This is a genomic window from Streptomyces sp. NPDC001828 (genome assembly GCF_042892175.1).
Lineage (GTDB): Bacteria > Actinomycetota > Actinomycetes > Streptomycetales > Streptomycetaceae > Streptomyces.
This window is the reverse complement of sequence record NZ_JBIATV010000003.1, coordinates 211,130-229,269: the sequence shown is the minus strand read 5'-3', so window position 1 is coordinate 229,269 and position 18,140 is coordinate 211,130. Positions and strand designations below refer to the sequence as shown.

Genomic DNA, 18,140 nt, shown 5'->3' with positions numbered 1-18,140 from the left:
GGGGGAACCGGTGTTCCGGCGTTGGCCCAAAGGGCTTCTGTCCGGGTAGCCACCGGTTCTGCTCCATTGACCGCCGACGGACGCGCTGCTTCCGTCGGAGGATGCGCCTTTCCCGTCGTACGCTGCTGAGCTCACTCGCCGGATCGGCCCTCGCCCTCGGGGCGGGCACCGGGACCGGGTACGCCACCGCGGCCGGTGCCGAGGCCGCCCGGGGGCCCGCCGCGCGGGCCCTGGCCCGGCTGCTGCCCGCCCACCTCGACCAGGTCACCTTCCGCACGTTGCCGCGCGCGGCCGGCCGCGACCGCTTCCGCGTCTCGGGCGGGGCCGGTGAGATCCTGGTCGAAGGCAGCACTCCGGCCGTCCAACTCACCGGATTCCACCGGTACTTGAGGCAGATCGCGCACGCCCACATCTCCTGGGCGGGCGAGCAGACCCGGCTGCCCCGGCTGCTCCCCGCGGTGCCCTCGCCCATCGAGCGGACGGCCAACGTCACGCACCGCTTCGTCTTCAACGACACCAACGACGGCTACACCGGGCCCTATCACGACTGGTCGTACTGGGAGCGGGAGCTCGACGTCCTGGCCCTGCACGGCTACAACGAGGTGCTCGTCTACCTCGGCGCCGACACCGTCTACCACCGCACCTTCCTCCAACACGGCTACCACGACGCCGAGTTGCGCGACTGGCTCCCGGGTCCCGCGCACCAGCCCTGGTGGCTGCTCCAGAACATGTCCGGCTTCGGCGGCCCGGTCTCCCGGCAACTCCTGGACCAGCGAGCCGAGTTGGCCTCCCGGATCGTGGGCCGGCTGCGCGAGCTCGGCATGACCCCGGTGCTGCCCGGCTACTTCGGCACGCTCCCGCCCGGCTTCGCCGACCGCAACCCGGGCGCGCACGTGGTGCTGCAGGGCATCTGGGGCGGCTTCGCCCGCCCCGACTGGCTGGACCCGCGCGACGAGCACTTCGCCCGGGTCGCGGCCACGTTCTACCGCGTACAGGACGAACTGCTCGGCGCCACCACCATGTACAAGATGGACCTGCTGCACGAGGGCGGCACCCCCGGTGACGTGCCGATCGGCGCGGCCGCCCGGGCCGTCGAGAAGGCGCTGCGCACCGCGCACCCCGGGGCGGTCTGGAGCATCCTCGGCTGGCAGCAGAACCCGCACAAGGAGATCATCGAGGCGGTGGACAAGACGAAGCTGTTCGTCGTCGACGGCCTCTCCGACCACTACCCCTCGGTCACCGACCGCGAGGCGTCCTGGGAGGGCACCCCGTACGCGTTCGGGTCGATCTGGAACTTCGGCGGCCACACCGCGATGGGCGCCAACACCCCCGACTGGGCCTCCCTGTACGAGAGTTGGCGCACCAAGCCGGACAGCGCCCTGGACGGCATCGCGCTCATGCCGGAGGGCGCGGACAACAATCCCGCCGCCTTCGCGCTCTTCTCCGACCTGCCCTGGACGGACGGCCCCGTCGATCTGGAGGAGTGGTTCGGCCAGTGGCCGCGCTACCGGTACGGCGCCGCCGACGGGCACGCGGCCGAGGCGTGGGACGTCCTGCGCCGCACCGCGTACGGCACCACCCGCGCCGACTCCTGGAGCGAGGCGGCGGACGGCCTGTTCGGCGCCCGGCCCGGCCTGTCGGTGACCTCGGGCGGCTTCTGGTCGCCGCCCCGGCTCCGCTACGACGCCGAGGAGTTCGCCGAGGCCCTGCCGGCCCTCCTGGCGGTCGCCCCGAAGCTGCGCACCTCGTCGGCCTACCGCTACGACCTGCTCGACGTGACCCGCCAGACCCTCTCGAACGAGTCCCGCCTGCTGCTGCCGCGCATCCGGGACGCCTACGAGAGCGGGGACAGGGACGGGTTCGGGGCGCTGACCGCCGAGTGGCTGCGCGACCTGGCCCTCCTGGAGCGGGTGGTGGCGACCGACCGGGGTCATCTGCTGGGCCGCTGGATCGCGGACGCGCGGTCGTGGGGCGCCACGGCACAGGAGAAGGACCGCCTCGCCCACGACGCGGTGTCGCTGCTCACGGTCTGGGGTCCCCGCGCGGCGGCCGACGGCGGCACCCTGCACGACTACGCGAACCGGGAGTGGTCGGGCCTGGTCGGCGGCCTCTACACGCTGCGCTGGCGCACCTACTTCGACACCCTGACGGCCGCCCTGGCCACGGGCCGCCCTGCGGAGCCGGTCGACTGGTACGCCCTGGAGGAGAACTGGACGCGCACCCACCCGGCGTACGCGGCGGAGCCGAAGGGCGACATCGTGCGGGTGGCGCGGGAGGTGCGGGCGGCCCTGGACCTATGACGTGCCGGGCGACTTCTTGCGGGAGGCCGCGGCCTGGGACATCCCCGGCAGGAAGTCCGTGAACAGCTCGTGCACCTCGTGGACGAGCGGCCGCAGCACCCGGAACCGGGCGAGCGCGACGCCCCGGGTGGTGAGCTTGGCCCCCCGCGCCGCGAGCCGGTAGCTCCGCTCGCGCCCGGGGGAGCGGTCGAAGACCCAGTACAGGACGAGCCCCATCTGCGACAGCCACATCAACTCGGGCAGTACGTCGACGAGTTCGGCCGGCACTTTTGTCTTCGTGCCGGCCAGGACCTCCCGGTGCACGGAGATCGCCTCCTGCCGCGCGTGCTCCGACTCCGAGGAGAACGGGCTGAGCGGGCTGTCCGGGTCGGCCGCGTTCTTGAAGAACTGGGCCGCGAACTCGTGGTACGGCGAGGCGATGTCCAGCCAGACCCGCAGCACCCCGGCGAGCCGCGCCTCCAGATCGGTCTCGGTGTCGAGGACCTCGCGCACCGCCGCCTGGTGCTCGGCCGCGATCCGGTCGTAGAAGCCCTGGATCAGGTGCTCCTTGCCGGCGAAGTAGTAGTACGCGTTCCCGACGGAGACCCCGGCCTCCTGCGCGATGACCCGCATCGTGGTCTTGTAGTACCCCCGCTCCTGGAAGAGCCGCATGGCGGTCTCCAGAATGAGGGTGCGAGTCTGCTCCCCCTTGGCGGGCCGGGCCCCGGCCGGCTCGGCATCCGTCTCGTCACGCGCGTTCTGTGCCACGGCAAGAGCCTAATCGGCCGGGCGGCCGGGGCGACGCGAGGGTTCGGCCGAGGCCGTCACCGTGGGCCGGGCGCGCCCCCGCCGGGATCACCGCGCGCTCACCGCGACGGATGAGGGCCCCGCACCCGGAAGCGGACTTCCGGGTGCGGGGCCCTCGGGCGCGTACAGGGGTCAGAAGCGGCGCGTGATCAGGGCGCGCTTCACTTCCTGGATGGCCTTGGTGACCTCGATGCCACGGGGGCACGCGTCGGTGCAGTTGAACGTGGTGCGGCAACGCCACACGCCGTCCTTGTCGTTGAGGATCTCCAGGCGCTGCTCGCCCGCCTCGTCACGGCTGTCGAAGATGAAGCGGTGCGCGTTCACGATCGCGGCCGGGCCGAAGTACTGGCCGTCGTTCCAGAAGACCGGGCACGAGGACGTGCACGCCGCGCACAGGATGCACTTGGTCGTGTCGTCGAAGCGCTCGCGGTCCTCCGGCGACTGCAGACGCTCGCGGGTCGGCTCGTTGCCCTTCGTGATGAGGAAGGGCATCACGTCGCGGTACGCCTGGAAGAACGGCTCCATGTCCACGACCAGGTCCTTCTGGACCGTGAGGCCCTTGATGGCCTCGATGGTGATGGGCTTGGACGGGTTGATGTCCTTGATCAGCGTCTTGCAGGCGAGGCGGTTCTTGCCGTTGATGCGCATGGCGTCGGAACCGCAGATGCCGTGCGCGCAGGAGCGGCGGAAGGTCAGGGACCCGTCCAGCTCCCACTTGATCTTGTGGAGACCGTCGAGCACGCGCTCCTTCGGGTCGATCTCCAGCTGGAAGTCCTCCCACGTCGCTTCCTCGGAGATCTCCGGGTTGAAGCGGCGGATGCGGAAGGTGACCGTGATGTAGGGCGAGTCCGCGAAGCCGGGCTCCGGCGCGCCTGCCGTGTCGGCCTTGTCCAGGGTCGGGGTTGCCATCAGTACTTACGCTCCATCGGCTGGTAGCGGGTCTGGACGACGGGCTTGTAGTCGAGGCGGATCGAGTCCTTGCCGCCGTCCGCGACCTCGCGGTACGCCATGGTGTGGCGCATGAAGTTGACGTCGTCGCGGTTCGGGTAGTCCTCGCGGTAGTGACCGCCGCGGGACTCCTTGCGGGCCAGCGCGGAGACGGCCATGACCTCGGCCAGGTCGAGCAGGTTGCCCAGCTCGATGGCCTCCAGGAGGTCGGTGTTGAACCGCTTGCCCTTGTCCTGGACGGACACGTTCAGGTACCGCTCGCGCAGCTCGGCGATCTTCTCGACCGCCGTCTTGATCGTCTGCTCGGTGCGGAAGACCATGACGTTGGCGTCCATGGTCTCCTGCAGCTCCTTGCGGATGACCGCGACGCGCTCGGTGCCGGTCGCCGACAGCAGGTTCTCGACCTGCGCCTGGACCTGCGCCGCCGGGTTCTCCGGAAGCTCGGCGAACTCCGTGGTGTGCGCGTACTCGGCGGCGGCGATGCCCGCGCGCTTGCCGAACACGTTGATGTCCAGGAGCGAGTTGGTGCCCAGACGGTTGGCGCCGTGCACGGAGACGCAGGCGACCTCGCCGGCCGCGTACAGACCCGGGACGACCGTGGTGTTGTCGCTGAGGACCTCACCCTGGACGTTGGTCGGGATGCCGCCCATGGCGTAGTGCGCGGTGGGCTGGATCGGGATCGGGTCCGTGTAGGGCTCGATGCCGAGGTAGGTGCGCGCGAACTCCGTGATGTCCGGGAGCTTGGCGTCGAGCTGCTCCGGCGGGAGGTGCGTCAGGTCGAGGTAGACGTGGTCGCCCTCGGGACCGCAGCCGCGGCCCTCGCGGATCTCCGTGTAGATGGAGCGCGAGACGACGTCACGGGACGCGAGGTCCTTCATGACCGGCGCGTACTTCTCCATGAAGCGCTCGCCGTCCTTGTTGCGGAGGATGCCGCCCTCACCGCGGGCGCCCTCCGTCAGCAGGATGCCCATGCGCCAGATGCCCGTCGGGTGGAACTGGAAGAACTCCATGTCCTCCAGGGGCAGTCCGCGGCGGTAGCACGCGGCCTGGCCGTCACCGGTCAGGGTGTGCGCGTTGGAGGTCACCTTGAAGAACTTGCCGGTGCCGCCCGAGGCGTACACGACCGACTTGGCCTGGAAGACGTGGATCTCGCCGGTCGCCAGCTCGTAGGCGACGACGCCGGCGGACTTCTTGACGCCGTCCTCCTCGACCAGGAGCTGATCGAGGACGTAGAACTCGTTGAAGAACTCCACGCCCTCCTTGATGCAGTTCTGGTAGAGGGTCTGGAGGATCATGTGGCCGGTGCGGTCGCCCGAGTAGCAGGCACGGCGGACCGGGGCCTCGCCGTGGTTGCGGGAGTGACCGCCGAAACGGCGCTGGTCGATCTCACCGGCGGGCGTGCGGCCGAACGGCAGGCCCATCTTCTCCAGGTCGAGGACGGCGTCGATGGCCTCCTTCGCCAGGATCTCGGCGGCATCCTGGTCGACCAGGTAGTCGCCGCCCTTGATCGTGTCGAAGGTGTGCCACTCCCAGTTGTCCTCCTCCACGTTGGCGAGCGCTGCGGCCATGCCGCCCTGCGCCGCGCCCGTGTGGGAGCGAGTGGGGTAGAGCTTCGTCAGAACGGCGGTGCGGCTGCGCTTGGTCGACTCGATGGCCGCGCGCATGCCGGCGCCGCCGGCGCCGACGATGACGGTGTCGTACTTGTGGATCTTCATCAGAGAATTCCTCAGTCCCTCAGCCCGTGGCCTAGCGGATGTTCGGGTCGAAGGTGAAGATCACCAGCGTGCCCAGCAGGACGGTGAACACCGTGGCGGTGTAGAGCAGCATCTTCAGCCAGAAGCGGGTGTTGTCCCGCTGCGCGTAGTCGTTGATGACGGTGCGCAGGCCGTTGGCGCCGTGCAGCATGGCCAGCCACAGCATGGCCAGGTCCCAGATCTGCCAGAACGGGGACGCCCAGCGGCCCGCGACGAACGCGAAGCCGATCTTGGAGACGCCGCCGTCGAGGACGAGCTGGATCAGCAGGTGCCCGAGGACCAGGACGACCAGCACGATGCCGGACAGCCGCATGAACATCCAGCCGTACAGCTCGAAGTTCGTACGGGTGGACTTCGGGGTCTTCTTGGTGCGCCGGCGGGGGGCCTCGATGAGCGGGGCCGGGTGATCGGTGTCGTACAGGCTCGCGCCCTCGACTTCGCCGATCGCGGCAGCGGAAGAGGTTTCGGCAGACATCTCAGTCCTCAGCTCCCGAACAGTTCACGGACGGCATGGCCGAGCACCGGGTAGAGCGCGCCCACCATCAGCACGACCCAGACGCCCACGACGGTCCAGAGCATCTGCTTCTGGTAGCGCGGGCCCTTGGCCCAGAAGTCGACCGCGATGATGCGCAGGCCGTTGAGCGCGTGGAACAGGATGGCGGCCACCAGGCCGTATTCCAGACACGCGACGATGGGCGTCTTGTAGGTCGCCACGACTTTGTCGTACGCCTCGGGGGAGACACGCACGAGAGCGGTGTCGAGGACGTGGACGAACAGGAAGAAGAAAATGAGGACGCCGGTGACTCGATGAGCCACCCAGGACCACATTCCTTCCCGGCCGCGGTACAGCGTTCCAGCCGGCACGGAAGAACCCTCCGGGAGCGGTGTTGAGGGCCGGCCGGCTTCAGTGTCGGTCTGACCCGGCCGGGTACGGTCCACCGGCCCCGGTCATCGTAGCGACGAGATGTCGGTTCCCTTGCGCCGGGTCCATAGGTGTGATCAAACAGGCAATCAAACAGGCTCGTACGGCCTAGAGAACGCGTTGCGCGCCGCTCGGCGCGTCTGGTTCGGGGTGACTTGCCACGAGATGGGCGAGTCGGGCGCGGGCGAGGCGGCGCAGTTCGTCGGCGGCGATCGAGCGCTCCTCGTCCCACTCGTTGTTCAGCCGCAGCCGGATCCCGCTGAGCACCTGGTCGAGGTGCTCGGCCGGGCTGAACCCGTCGAGACAGATCACGAAGGCGTGCCCGAAACTGCTCTCGTACGCGGCGTGCGCGGCCCGCAGTGCCGTGTGCGCGGACTGCGGAGCGCTCTCGTGCAGGCCCGGCGAGGACTCGTCGGCCAGCGCCTCGGCGAGGTCGCTGGCGCTCAGGTCGTAGCTGGCCTCGTCGGCCGCGGCGAGGAGCGAGTTCAGGTCCGGGTAGGGGCGGTGGGCGGCGAGGCGCAGCGCCCATCGGCGGCTCGCACAGCACGCGAGCAGGGCCGTTTCCACCGCGCCGTCGGCGGCACGGTTGAAACGGTCGAGGCCGCCGGGCCGCGGCGGGGCCGCCGGAACGGATGTGCCCCGGTTCTGATTCGGTATGGCCGCCCACCCCTGGGCACGAGGAGTGTGATGGAGTGTCGGCGGTCGCTTCCGGGGGCCGGCGTGGGAATCGCTGGACAGCGTGGGCTCCTCGAACACTGCGCGGGACGCGGCAGTACGGGACGGGACGTGCTGCGGAGCACGGAGACTGGGGTGGAAAGTGAGGTGGGAGTGCCGCCACGCTATCCACGTGGAAAGCGAGCTGCCCGACTGTTGCGCGATTTTCACCCGGACGTGCACACCGGGCCGCGCGCTGTGGACGGACTCCCGGGTGCTTCGGCGTACCTTCGCCCCAGTCGTCCGGCCGGTATCCGGGGCGATCGGGTCCGGCCTTACTGTTGTTGGACGGGAGGTTTCTGAGTGATGCCGCGTTTCAGGATGTCACGGGCCCGGATGCCGGGAGCCGGGGACCCGAAGCGGTCGTCCTCGCCGTCGTCCGAGGCCCGCGCCTCCCAGCCGCGCGCCCCGAGGTCCCGCCCCGCCTGGCTGCACCGGCCGCGCGGGCGGCGCGCCCTGATGCTCAAGGTGGCCGTGGCGGGCGCCGCGGTGCTCGCCCTGATCATCGCGGTCTGGCCGGACGACGACACCCACGGTGGGCACGGCGGCCCGGCCGACAACAAGCGTGCCTCGTCCACACTGCCCTCCCCCTCGCCGATCTACCCGATCTCCTCGCCGCCCCGGACCGTCCCCTCCGTGCGCGAACACCGGCCGGCCCGCGGGCCCGGCTTCCGGCCGGTGGACGCGACGCGGGTGATCGTGGACGTCAACAGCCAGAGCCTCGCCGACGAGGGCAAGCTCTTCGCGCAGGAGCTCGGCGCCGACTACGTGCTCGGCGGTCAGCCCCGCGAGGGCGACGTCGAGCTGGCCCTCGCCCCGCCGCCGGCCGGCCAGAAGGCCGTGCCCGAGTCGTACACGCTGACCACCCGCGACCGGCGGGTGCGGATCACCGGGGCCGACGACGCCGGGGTCTTCTACGGCACCCGCACCCTCAAGCAGGCGCTCAAGGGCGGCGGCGTGATGCCCGAGGGCGTGGTCGAGGACCGGCCGGACGAGCCGCAGCGCGGCCTCAACCTCGACATCGCGCGCAAGCCGTACACCGAGGCGTGGATCGAGGACCAGCTGCGCCAGATGGCCGACCTCAAGCTCAACCAGCTCGGGCTGCACTTCTCCGACGACCAGGGCTTCCGCATCGAGTCCTCCAGCCACCCCGAGATCGTCTCGCGCGAGCACCTCAGCAAGCGCGACGTGCAGCGGATCGTCGCGCTCGCCACCAAGCTGCACATCACGGTGATCCCCGAGATCGACTCGCCCGGACACCTGGGCGCGGTGCTCGCCGCCCACCCCGACCTCCAGCTGCGCGACAAGGACGGCAAGGCGGTCCGGGGCGCCATCGACATCGCCAACCCCGGATCCGGCCGGATCGTCGACGACCTGCTGCGCGAGTACGCCGACCTGTTCCCCGGCGCGTACTGGCACCTGGGCGGCGACGAGTACCAGGCGCTGACCACCAAGTCCCCGGAGGCCGCCTATCCGGGCCTGGCGGACGCGGCCCGCGCCAAGTACGGGCCCAAGGCGGGCATCCGGGACCTGGCGACGGGCTGGCTCAACGACCGTGCCGCGGTGCTCCGTTCGGCCAACGCGGGGCGCACCCTGAAGGCGTGGAACGACGGCTTCTTCGCCGGCGGCGAGGTGGCCGCGGACCAGGGCCGCGAGGTCGAGTACTGGACCGGCAAGGAGCCCGGCGAGCGGGCGCCGGAGGAGCTGCTCGCCCAGGGCCGCTCGCTGGTCAACCTCAACGACGAGTACCTGTACTACGTCCTGGGCGAGCCGGGCACCTACAAGTACCCGACGGGCAAGCGGATCTACGAGGAGTGGACGCCGCTCGTGGTGCGCGGGACCAAGCCCGTGGACGGCAAGTACGCCGGGCAGATCCTGGGCGGCCGGTTCGCGATCTGGTCGGACGTGCCCGGCGCGCAGACCGAGGAGCAGGTGGCACGCGGCATCCGGCTGCCGCTGCGGGCGACGGCCCAGAAGCTGTGGGACGCGCGGACGCCGGCCATGGACTGGGAGGACTTCAAGTCCCTGGCGGACCGGCTGGGCTGAGCGGGCCGGCGCGGGCCCGGGGTGCGGAGGACGACCGGGGCCGCCACCCCCCACAGGAGAGGCCCCGGCCGTCTTCCGGCGGGGCCGTTGTGGCGACCCCGTACTTGCTTCAGCGCCGAGCGTGCGTTTTCTGTCACACCCCGCTGTGTCAGTGGGTTGTTGCAGGTTGTACAAGTCGTGGACTTATGGGGCGCGGAGGCCGTAGCGTGCAGACGCGCGTTCGGGGACGCGGCAGTGGTGACCAGCGGTGACATCGAAACAGTCAGTCAAGACAGGGTGCAGGGATTGCTGGGGGACGACGCGGAGCTGACCGCCGCGGTGCTCAGGGCGCAGGACGGGGACGAGGAAGCCTTCCGTGCTGTCTATCGCGCTGTCCACCCGCGCCTGCTCGGCTACATCCGCACCCTGGTCGGCGACCCCGACACCGAGGACGTGGCCTCCGAGGCCTGGCTCCAGATCGCCCGCGACCTCGAACGCTTCGAGGGCGACGCCGACCGGTTCCGCGGCTGGGCCGCCCGCATCGCCCGCAACCGCGCCCTCGACCACATCCGGATGCGCGGCCGCAGGCCCGCCGTCGGCGGCGACGAGAGCGAGCTGACCGCGCGGGCCGCCGCCTGTGACACCGCCGACGAGGCGATGGAGGCGCTCGGCACCGGACGTACGATGGCGCTCATCGCCCAGCTCCCGCAGGACCAGGCCGAGGCCGTGGTCCTGCGCGTGGTGGTCGGCCTCGACGCGAAGAGCGCGGCGCAGACCCTGGGCAAACGGCCCGGCGCGGTGCGGACCGCCGCGCACCGGGGCCTGAAGCGGCTTGCTGAACTGCTCGGCGCGGACGGCTCCGCAGGGGACGTGGCCCAGGATGCGGAGGAGCTGGGTGCCGTGCCGTCGCAGCGTGCGCCGGAACGCGGTGTGACGCAATCGCGCGCCCGGACGCAGAAGGACATGTGATGGCTGACGAGCGGCACGAGTGGCTTGACCGGGAAGCCGCCGAGCGACTGCTGCGCGGCGAAGGGGTCGAGCCCGGTGACGAGCGGGCCCGCGCCGAGGCGGACCGCCTCACGGCCCTGCTGCGTTCCCTCGGCCCCACCGAACCGGCCACCACCGAACTCCCCGGCGAGGAAGCCGCCTTGGCGGCCTTCCGCAAGGCCCGCCCCGAAGGCGCCGCCGACAACGGCGAAGCCCTCGGTGTCGTACGGGTCGGCCGGGTCGCCCAGCTGCCCGAGTCACCCCGGCGCAGACGCTTCGCGCCGGTGCGCCTGGGCCTCGCCGCGGCGCTGGCCTGCTGTGCGATCGGCGGGGTCGCGGTCGCCGCGGGCACCGGTGTGCTGCCGGGCCCCTTCGCCTCCGACGAGCACGATCCCGCGCCCGCGTCCACCGTCTCGGCGGCCGTGACCCCGGGCCCCGTCGCCACCTCGCCCTCGCACTCCCTGCCCCCGGGCTCCCCGAGCCCCGACCGGGCCGCGCCCTCCTCCGGCGCGCCCACCCCCGGCGACCCCACGCGCCCGGCGAGCCCCAGCGGCCCTGCCACGGGCGGCACTTCCGACCCCGGCCGCAAGGACGGCACCCAGCCGGGCGGCGACCCGGGCGAGGGCGAGGGCGACGCGGGCGGCGCCGCGGCCGGCGGCCAGTGGCTGGCCAGGACGACCGAGGCCTGCCGCGAGTACCGCTCGGGGAAGCTCGACACCGCCAAGCGCCGCGACCTGGAGTCCGAGGCCCACGGGTCGGCCGCCCTGAAGGGGTTCTGCGACCTCGTCCTCGACGGCCGGCCCGGCAAGTCCGGCTCAGCCGCGGGTTCCGGTGGCAACGGCCCGGGCGGCGGGGGCAGGGGCAACGGCAAGGGGAAGGGCGACGGCGACAGCCCCGAGCACAAGTACGGGGGCGGGGGCGGCGGCAAGCAGAGCTCCGTGGTGCCCCACCCCGGCAAGCTCCTGGACTGGCTCAGGCCCGGAGCGCTCGGCCCGGCCGTCTCGCACTGACGAACCGGAGCGCCCCTGACGGCCCGGTGATCCGCCCCGACGCGCACCCTCCGACGGCCCCCGACGCGCACCCCCGTCGACTTCGACGCCCCGTCTCGAACCCGCAGTAACGTTTTTTGAGACGGCGGCGCAGTACAGAGTGAGCCGACTGGTCATCGGCGGCGCAGATGAGCCGGGGTTCCCCCCGTACCCATGGCTCCGCGCGAATGGCGCGGGCGGGACACGTTCCCCCGGTCCCGCCCGCGCCCCCCCACTTCCCTCCGTGCGTGGCCGCCCCCGGGCGGCGCACGGACCGTCGGCTACCAGTAGACGACGACCTTGTCGCCGATGTTCACCTGGTCGAACAGCGCCGAGACCTTCGCCTTGTCCCGGACGTTGACGCAGCCGTGCGAGGCGCCGTTGTAGCCGCGCGCCGCGAAGTCCGACGAGTAGTGCACCGCCTGGCCGCCGCTGAAGAACATCGCGTACGGCATGGCCGTGTGGTAGATCGTCGAGACGTGGTCGCGGCTCTTCTCGAAGACCTTGAAGACGCCCTCGCGGGTCGGCGTGTACTGCGAGCCGAAGCGGACGTCCATCGTCGACTGGACCTTGCCGTTCACCACCCACGACAGCGTGCGGCTGGTCTTGCTGATGCAGATCGTGCGGCCCGTCATACAGCGCGGGTCCAGCTTGGCGGTCGGCTTGTTGACCGCCTTGCCCGCCAGCTCGTCGGCCGTCGGCTTCGTGGTCATGCCGAGCAGCTTGTCCCAGGTCACGCTGTCCGTCGCGCCCGACTCGGGGAGCCCGCGCTTGCCCTGGAAGCCCTTGACGGCGGCGGTGGTCGCGGCCCCGTACGTGCCCGTCGGGGTGTCGTCGAACCAGCCGATCTGGGCGAGCCTGGCCTGGAGTTCCTTGACCTGGGCGCCCTTGGAGCCGTTGGACATCAAGACCTTCGGCGCGGGCTTGGGCGCCGGCTTGGCCGCGCTGGTGGCCGACGCGCTGGGGGCGGCCGGCGAACCGGACGGCTTGTCGTCGGTGGCGGCGGAGCCCGACGCGGAGGGCGTGGTCTTCGCCGGCGCCGAGGGGGAGGGCGAGGCGGGGGTGGCGGGCGCGCCCGCGTCCGCCTTCCCGCCCTGCGGTCCGCACCCGACGGCCACCGCGATGACGGCGGTCGCGGCGAGGGTTCTGGCTATGAGAGTGGTGCGTTGGTTCCGGCGCATCGGTCGCCCCCCTGTTCCTCTGTGTCCCCGTAGACAGATTCCCGGCCCGAACGGTTGCAAAAGCTGCCGCACGCATCGCGGAAGCTGTGAGCAAGCTCCCAGCGTGCGACCCTCCACCCGCCGCACGCCCGCCGCTACAGTCCGTCGCGAGGGTTGGGTACCAGTGAGTAGTAGTAGAGCTCTAGCGGGAGGCACAGCACATGGCGCGCGAGTCTGAATCCGGGTTGCCCATCGAGCCGGTCTACGGACCGGACACCCTCGCCGGATGGGATCCCGCCGAGAAGCTGGGCGAGCCCGGCTCGTACCCGTTCACCCGCGGCGTGTATCCGTCGATGTACACCGGCCGCCCCTGGACCATGCGGCAGTACGCGGGCTTCGGCACCGCCGTCGAGTCCAACGCCCGTTACAAGCAGCTCATCGCCAACGGCACCATGGGCCTCTCGGTCGCCTTCGACCTGCCCACCCAGATGGGCCACGACTCGGACGCGGCGATCGCCTCCGGCGAGGTCGGCAAGGTGGGCGTCGCCATCGACTCCGTCGACGACATGCGCATCCTGTTCGGCGGCATCCCGCTCGACAAGGTGTCGACGTCGATGACGATCAACGCCCCGGCCGCGCTGCTGCTCCTGATGTACCAACTGGTGGGCGAGGAACAGGGCGTCGCCGCCGACAAGTTGACCGGCACGATCCAGAACGACGTGCTGAAGGAGTACATCGCGCGCGGCACCTACATCTTCCCGCCGAAGCCCTCCCTGCGGCTGATCGCGGACATCTTCAAGTACTGCCGGGCCGAGATCCCCAAGTGGAACACCATCTCGATCTCCGGCTACCACATGGCCGAGGCCGGGGCCTCGCCCGCGCAGGAGATCGCGTTCACGCTGGCCGACGGCATCGAGTACGTGCGCACGGCGGTCGCGGCCGGGATGGACGTGGACGACTTCGCGCCGCGCCTCTCCTTCTTCTTCGTCTCCCGCACCACGATCCTCGAAGAGGTCGCCAAGTTCCGTGCCGCGCGCCGCATCTGGGCCCGGGTGATGCGGGACGAGTTCGGCGCGAAGAACCCCAAGTCGCTGATGCTGCGCTTCCACACGCAGACCGCGGGCGTGCAGCTCACCGCCCAGCAGCCCGAGGTCAACCTGGTCCGCGTCGCCGTCCAGGGCCTCGCGGCGGTGCTCGGCGGCACCCAGTCGCTGCACACCAACTCGTTCGACGAGGCGATCGCCCTGCCGACGGACAAGAGCGCCCGGCTCGCCCTGCGCACCCAGCAGGTCCTCGCGTACGAGACCGATGTGACCGCCACCGTCGACCCCTTCGCCGGGTCGTACGTCGTCGAGAGGATGACCGACGAGGTCGAGGCCGCGGCCGTCGAACTCATGCAGAAGGTCGAGGAGTTGGGCGGCGCGGTCAACGCGATCGAGCACGGCTTCCAGAAGGGCGAGATCGAGCGCTCCGCCTACCGCATCGCCCAGGAGACCGACTCGGGCGAGCGCGTCGTGGTCGGCGTGAACCGCTTCAAGGTCGACACCGAGGACCCGTACGAGCCGCTGCGCGTCGACCCCGCGATCGAGGCCCAGCAGGCGGCCCGGCTCGCCACCCTGCGCGCCGAGCGCGACCAGGCGGCGGTGGACGCGGCCCTCGCCGAGCTGAAGAAGGCGGCCGAGGGCGAGGACAACGTCCTGTACCCGATGAAGGACGCCCTCAAGGCCCGCGCCACGGTGGGCGAGGTCTGCAACGCGCTGCGCGAGGTGTGGGGGACGTACGTTCCCACGGACGCGTTCTGATCTGCGCTTTCCATCCGTACGGGTGCCGGGGGCGGAAACCGCACGCCCCCGGTCACTCTCGCACTAAAGCGCGGGCAGAGCGTGCCGGTGCCGGAAGTCGTGGGCGTCGCCCTGGAGCTGTCCGTGGACACCCTGCTCGACGGCGACTGACCCCGCGGCTCTCGTTCGGCCGGGGTCAGCGGGGTCTGCCCGCCGGGGCCGGCTTGCGGGCCAGTGCGCCGCGCAGGAGCGGCGTCGCCCAGCGTTCCACGTAGCGGTTGAGCAGCCAGGCCAGGAGCAGCATCGCCGCGACCGTGAGGGCGAAGGTGGCCGGGGCCGGGATGTGCAGGCCTCGGTGCAGTACGCCCACGACCACCCAGCCCAGGTGCTCGTGGACCAGGTAGAACGGGTAGGTGAGGGCGCCCGCCACGGTGAGCCAGCGCCAGTTCGCCCAGCGCAGGTGGCCGAGCGCGATCAGGCCGACCAGCACGAAGCCCAGCGTGATGATGGCGATGATCACCGAGGCGTGCCGGTTGGAGAAGGCCGCCGGATTCGGCTTGTGCCACAGGCCCGCGACCGCCCAGTGCTGGCCGATGGCCCAGCTGACGGCGACGATGCCCCACGCGGTGACGTCGCGCCGGTTGCGGTGCAGCAGGTACAGGCCCATGCCGCCGATGAAGAAGGACGCGTACTCGGGCATGAACACGGCGTTCAGGAACGGCTGTTGGGCCGTCGAGGTGAGCGCGGCGGCCAGCGTCCAGCCCGCGCAGAACAGCACGACGCGGCGCCGGGTCGCGCCGGGCAGCACCACGCAGACGGCGAACAGGGCGTAGAAGCGCAGCTCCGCCCAGAGCGTCCAGCACACCCCGAGCACCCGGGGCACCCCGACCGGCATCTGGAGCATGGTCAGGTTCACCACGAACTCGCTGGGCGTGACGGTCTTGTAGACCACCCACGGCAGCGCGAACGCCCCGGTGATGATGATCAGCGCGGCCCAGTACGCCGGGTAGAGCCGGGAGACGCGGGAGGCGAAGAAGGAGCGCAGGGGGCGGCCCCAGCCGCTCATGCAGATGACGAAGCCGCTGATGACGAAGAAGATCTGCACCCCGAGGCAGCCGTACGAGAACCATTCGTGGGCGCCGGGGAACAGCTTCTTGGGGGAGGCGCCCCAGCCCCTGCTGATGTCGCCCGAGCGGCCGCCGTAGTGGTAGAGCGCCACCATCAGGGCGGCGACCAGGCGCAGCCCGTCGAGCGCGCGCAGCCGGGAGACCGGGGCCGCCACCGGGGCGCGCTCGGGCGCCCTCTCCTGCGGCTGACCGCCGCCGGTGCTTCGTACCCGCGGCAGGGTGTTGGTCACGGCGTTCCTCTTCCCGGCGTTCCGCTGCGGCCCGTCGGGCCTTGGCGTCGACAGAGTAGGACCGCCACGGCCCGCGAACGGGGCCGTGGCGGTGGAGTTCCGCTGTCCGACGCGGAGCGTTCATCTGCTGCCGGAACGGGTTTGCCCGGGCGTCGCCTGGGGCGGGCGTCAGGCCGCGCCGAGCGAGGCGAGGTAGTCGTCGAGACCGGCGGTGTCCGTTCCCGCCCAGCCCACGTGTCCGTCGGGGCGGATCAGGAAGAGGCCGCGTCCGTACGCCTCGTACGGGCCCAGCTCGTGCACCCGGACGAGGTCGGACGCGAGGGCGGGGGCCGGGGTGTCGAAGGCGAGCAGGGTGAAGTGCGGGCCGCGGAGGAGGTCGAAGATCCTGCCCTCCGGCAGGATGCCGTCCGGGGCGCGGTCGCCGGCTTCCAGGGCTCCGGCCCGGCCGGTGGACAGCGGGCCGCCCCGGTAGCCGAGGCCGAGCTGGCCGGTCTCCGACCGGCGTCTGCTGTTCTCGCCGACCATGGCCGTGCGGTGCAGCCGGGTGCTCATGCCGAGCACCCCGGCGGCGATGGGCCTGCGCTCCTCCTCGTAGGTGTCGAGCAGGGTGTCGGGGGCGCCGTGGCGGAGCACCTGGGCGAGCTTCCAGCCCAGGTTGTACGCGTCCTGGACGCTGGTGTTGAGGCCCTGGCCGCCGGCCGGGGAGTGGATGTGCGCGGCGTCGCCCGCGAGCAGGACGCGGCCCGCACGGTAGCGGTCGGCGAGCGCGGCCCGGGGCCGGAAGTCGGAGGCCCAGTGGACCTCGGCGACCTGCTCCTCGGTCATGGGCGTACGGGCCGCGACCACCTTGCGGACACCCGCGTCGCTGGTGTCGGGGACGGCGTCCGCGTCGGCGTACTGGGCGATCAGCTGGAACAGGCCGGGCCCGCCGGGCAGCGGGCAGATCACCACGGCGCCGTCCGGACTGCCGTTCCACAGATGCCAGTTGAGGTCGTCGACCAGTGCGTCCGGGGTCATGGTCAGGTCCGCGACGAGCATGGGCCGGGGGTCGACGCTCTCGCCCCGCAGGGCGATGCCGAGGGCGCGGCGGATGCCGGAGCGGCCGCCGTCGGCGGCGACGAGGTGGCGGGAGCGGACGGTGCGGCCGTCGGCCAGGGCGGCGGTGACGCCGTCGGCGTCCTGGGCGACCGCGGCCACCTCGGTGTCGAAGGCGACATCGCCGCCGAGGCTCCGCAGGTGCGCGTACAGCAGGTCCTGGAAGCGGGCCTGGCCGATGAGCAGGCCGTTGGCGTGGGGCTCGCGCTCGGTGGGCTCGCAGCGCTCGATCATGTCCCACTCGCGGCCGCGTTCGGTGCCGTCGGGGCCCACCCACTCGAGCATGCGGGGGTAGGCGCGGCCGGCCCGCAGCACGGTCTCGACCAGGCCGAGGTCGTCGAGCAGCTCCAGGGTGCGCGGCTGGAGGCCCTTGCCGCGCGAGCCGGGGAAGAGCCGGTCGGACTTCTCGACGAGCAGGGCGGGGACGCCGCGCCGGGCGAGGTCGATGGCGAGCACGAGACCGGTGGGCCCGGCGCCCACGATCAGGACGTCGGTGGACTCGGGAAGGGCCCCGGAGCCGGTGGCGGGAGCGGTCGCGGGCACGGGTTCCTTAACGTCGTTAAGTTCCATGTTCGGAAGCGTGCGCTTAACGGTGTTAAGTTGTCAAGGTGGCTACGACGAAGATCGACCGGGCGCAGGTCGCCGACACCGCGCTGCGGCTCCTGAACGAGGTGGGCCTCGACGGGCTCACGCTGCGCGCCATCGCGAAGGAGCTCGGGGTCCAGGCGCCCGCGCTGTACTGGCACTTCAAGAACAAGCAGGCGCTGCTGGACGAGATGGCGACGGTCATGTACCGGCGGATGGCCGCGGACGGCCCGCCGGGTCTCGCCGAGCCCACCTGGCAGGGCCAGCTGTGCGCCGTCAACCGCGCCCTGCGCGCGATGCTGCTCGGCTACCGCGACGGCGCGAAGGTGTACGGCGGCGCCCGCTTCACCGGCACCGACCACGCGGAGGCCCTGGAGGCCCACCTCGGCCGGATGTGCCGGGAGGGCTGGGCCCTGCGCGACGCGGTACGGGCGGGCACGCTGGCGTACGCCTACACGATGGGCTTCGTCGCGGAGGAGCAGGGCAGCGTGCCCGCGCCGGGCGGGCAGGGCGAGCCCGTCGACGTGGCCGCCCGCGCGGAGCGCCTGTCCGCCTACCCGCTGGCCGCCGCGGCGGGCGCCGACATCTTCGAGTCGTTCGACGAGCGGTTCGAGGAGGGGCTGACCGTCCTGGTGGCCGGCATCGAGGCGACGTACCGCCCACGGGGGTGAGCCGCGGCTTCCCGGGGCCGGGGCTCG

General features: G+C 71.7%; 15 protein-coding genes. 6 read left to right on the top strand and 9 right to left on the bottom strand.

Annotated features, from left to right (window positions below):
• The first annotated feature begins 101 nt into the window (after positions 1-101).
• Positions 102-2,300, top strand: a complete 2,199-nt coding sequence (locus ACFYZA_RS12355; protein WP_388489743.1) for an alpha-N-acetylglucosaminidase — start codon at positions 102-104, stop codon at positions 2,298-2,300.
• Here ACFYZA_RS12355 and ACFYZA_RS12350 read toward each other — a convergent pair.
• The 6 genes from ACFYZA_RS12350 to ACFYZA_RS12325 form a co-directional block, all read right to left on the bottom strand.
• Complete coding sequence (locus tag ACFYZA_RS12350; RefSeq protein ID WP_388489741.1) at positions 2,295-3,047, bottom strand: TetR/AcrR family transcriptional regulator; 753 nt, start codon at positions 3,045-3,047, stop codon at positions 2,295-2,297. The two genes, ACFYZA_RS12355 and ACFYZA_RS12350, sit on opposite strands and share 6 nt — an antisense overlap.
• A gap of 171 nt (positions 3,048-3,218) precedes the next feature.
• The gene (locus ACFYZA_RS12345) at positions 3,219-3,995 is read right to left on the bottom strand and encodes a succinate dehydrogenase iron-sulfur subunit (RefSeq protein WP_100574737.1); all 777 of its coding nucleotides are present in this window, start codon (positions 3,993-3,995) and stop codon (positions 3,219-3,221) included.
• On the bottom strand, positions 3,995-5,749 hold the full coding sequence (sdhA, locus tag ACFYZA_RS12340) for a succinate dehydrogenase flavoprotein subunit (RefSeq protein ID WP_382591869.1): 1,755 nt from the start codon (positions 5,747-5,749) through the stop codon (positions 3,995-3,997). The genes ACFYZA_RS12345 and sdhA overlap by 1 nt, the downstream gene beginning before the upstream one ends.
• 31 nt (positions 5,750-5,780) lie before the next feature.
• Positions 5,781-6,263 carry a succinate dehydrogenase hydrophobic membrane anchor subunit gene (locus ACFYZA_RS12335; protein WP_382591872.1) on the bottom strand — a complete coding sequence of 161 codons (483 nt, stop codon included), beginning with the start codon at positions 6,261-6,263 and terminating at the stop codon, positions 5,781-5,783.
• An 8-nt stretch (positions 6,264-6,271) separates the two neighbouring features.
• Positions 6,272-6,652 (bottom strand): succinate dehydrogenase, cytochrome b556 subunit, encoded by a 381-nt coding sequence (sdhC, locus tag ACFYZA_RS12330; RefSeq protein ID WP_100574740.1) that lies wholly within the window; start codon positions 6,650-6,652, stop codon positions 6,272-6,274.
• A gap of 166 nt (positions 6,653-6,818) precedes the next feature.
• Positions 6,819-7,277 carry a 2-oxo-4-hydroxy-4-carboxy-5-ureidoimidazoline decarboxylase gene (locus ACFYZA_RS12325; protein WP_388489737.1) on the bottom strand — a complete coding sequence of 153 codons (459 nt, stop codon included), beginning with the start codon at positions 7,275-7,277 and terminating at the stop codon, positions 6,819-6,821.
• A 606-nt stretch (positions 7,278-7,883) separates the two neighbouring features.
• Between ACFYZA_RS12325 and ACFYZA_RS12320 the strand changes: the two genes are divergently transcribed.
• The 3 genes from ACFYZA_RS12320 (at position 7,884) to ACFYZA_RS12310 (ending at position 11,446) form a co-directional block, all read left to right on the top strand.
• Positions 7,884-9,470 carry a glycoside hydrolase family 20 protein gene (locus ACFYZA_RS12320; RefSeq protein ID WP_382591996.1) on the top strand — a complete coding sequence of 529 codons (1,587 nt, stop codon included), beginning with the start codon at positions 7,884-7,886 and terminating at the stop codon, positions 9,468-9,470.
• Positions 9,471-9,755: 285 nt separating this feature from the next.
• The gene (locus ACFYZA_RS12315; RefSeq protein ID WP_382591999.1) at positions 9,756-10,418 is read left to right on the top strand and encodes an RNA polymerase sigma factor; all 663 of its coding nucleotides are present in this window, start codon (positions 9,756-9,758) and stop codon (positions 10,416-10,418) included.
• Entirely contained in the window at positions 10,418-11,446 is a 1,029-nt protein-coding gene (locus ACFYZA_RS12310; RefSeq protein ID WP_388489734.1) for a hypothetical protein, read from the top strand. The genes ACFYZA_RS12315 and ACFYZA_RS12310 overlap by 1 nt, the downstream gene beginning before the upstream one ends.
• Before the next feature lie 299 nt (positions 11,447-11,745).
• On the opposite strand, the gene ACFYZA_RS12305 is transcribed toward ACFYZA_RS12310, so the two are convergent.
• Positions 11,746-12,645: a L,D-transpeptidase family protein gene (locus ACFYZA_RS12305; protein ID WP_382591878.1), complete on the bottom strand. Its 900-nt coding sequence runs from the start codon at positions 12,643-12,645 to the stop codon at positions 11,746-11,748.
• Positions 12,646-12,845: 200 nt separating this feature from the next.
• Between ACFYZA_RS12305 and ACFYZA_RS12300 the strand changes: the two genes are divergently transcribed.
• Positions 12,846-14,426, top strand: coding sequence for a methylmalonyl-CoA mutase (locus ACFYZA_RS12300; RefSeq protein ID WP_382591881.1), 1,581 nt, complete (start codon positions 12,846-12,848; stop codon positions 14,424-14,426).
• 175 nt (positions 14,427-14,601) lie between these two features.
• Here the strand turns inward: ACFYZA_RS12300 and ACFYZA_RS12295 are convergent, their stop codons facing one another.
• Together ACFYZA_RS12295 and ACFYZA_RS12290 are read right to left on the bottom strand one after the other, a co-directional pair.
• Complete coding sequence (locus ACFYZA_RS12295; RefSeq protein WP_388489730.1) at positions 14,602-15,762, bottom strand: acyltransferase family protein; 1,161 nt, start codon at positions 15,760-15,762, stop codon at positions 14,602-14,604.
• A 168-nt stretch (positions 15,763-15,930) separates the two neighbouring features.
• Positions 15,931-17,427, bottom strand: a complete 1,497-nt coding sequence (locus tag ACFYZA_RS12290) for an FAD-dependent monooxygenase (protein WP_388489727.1) — start codon at positions 17,425-17,427, stop codon at positions 15,931-15,933.
• Positions 17,428-17,465: 38 nt separating this feature from the next.
• Between ACFYZA_RS12290 and ACFYZA_RS12285 the strand changes: the two genes are divergently transcribed.
• The gene (locus ACFYZA_RS12285; RefSeq protein WP_382591892.1) at positions 17,466-18,113 is read left to right on the top strand and encodes a TetR/AcrR family transcriptional regulator C-terminal domain-containing protein; all 648 of its coding nucleotides are present in this window, start codon (positions 17,466-17,468) and stop codon (positions 18,111-18,113) included.
• Positions 18,114-18,140 lie beyond the last annotated feature (27 nt).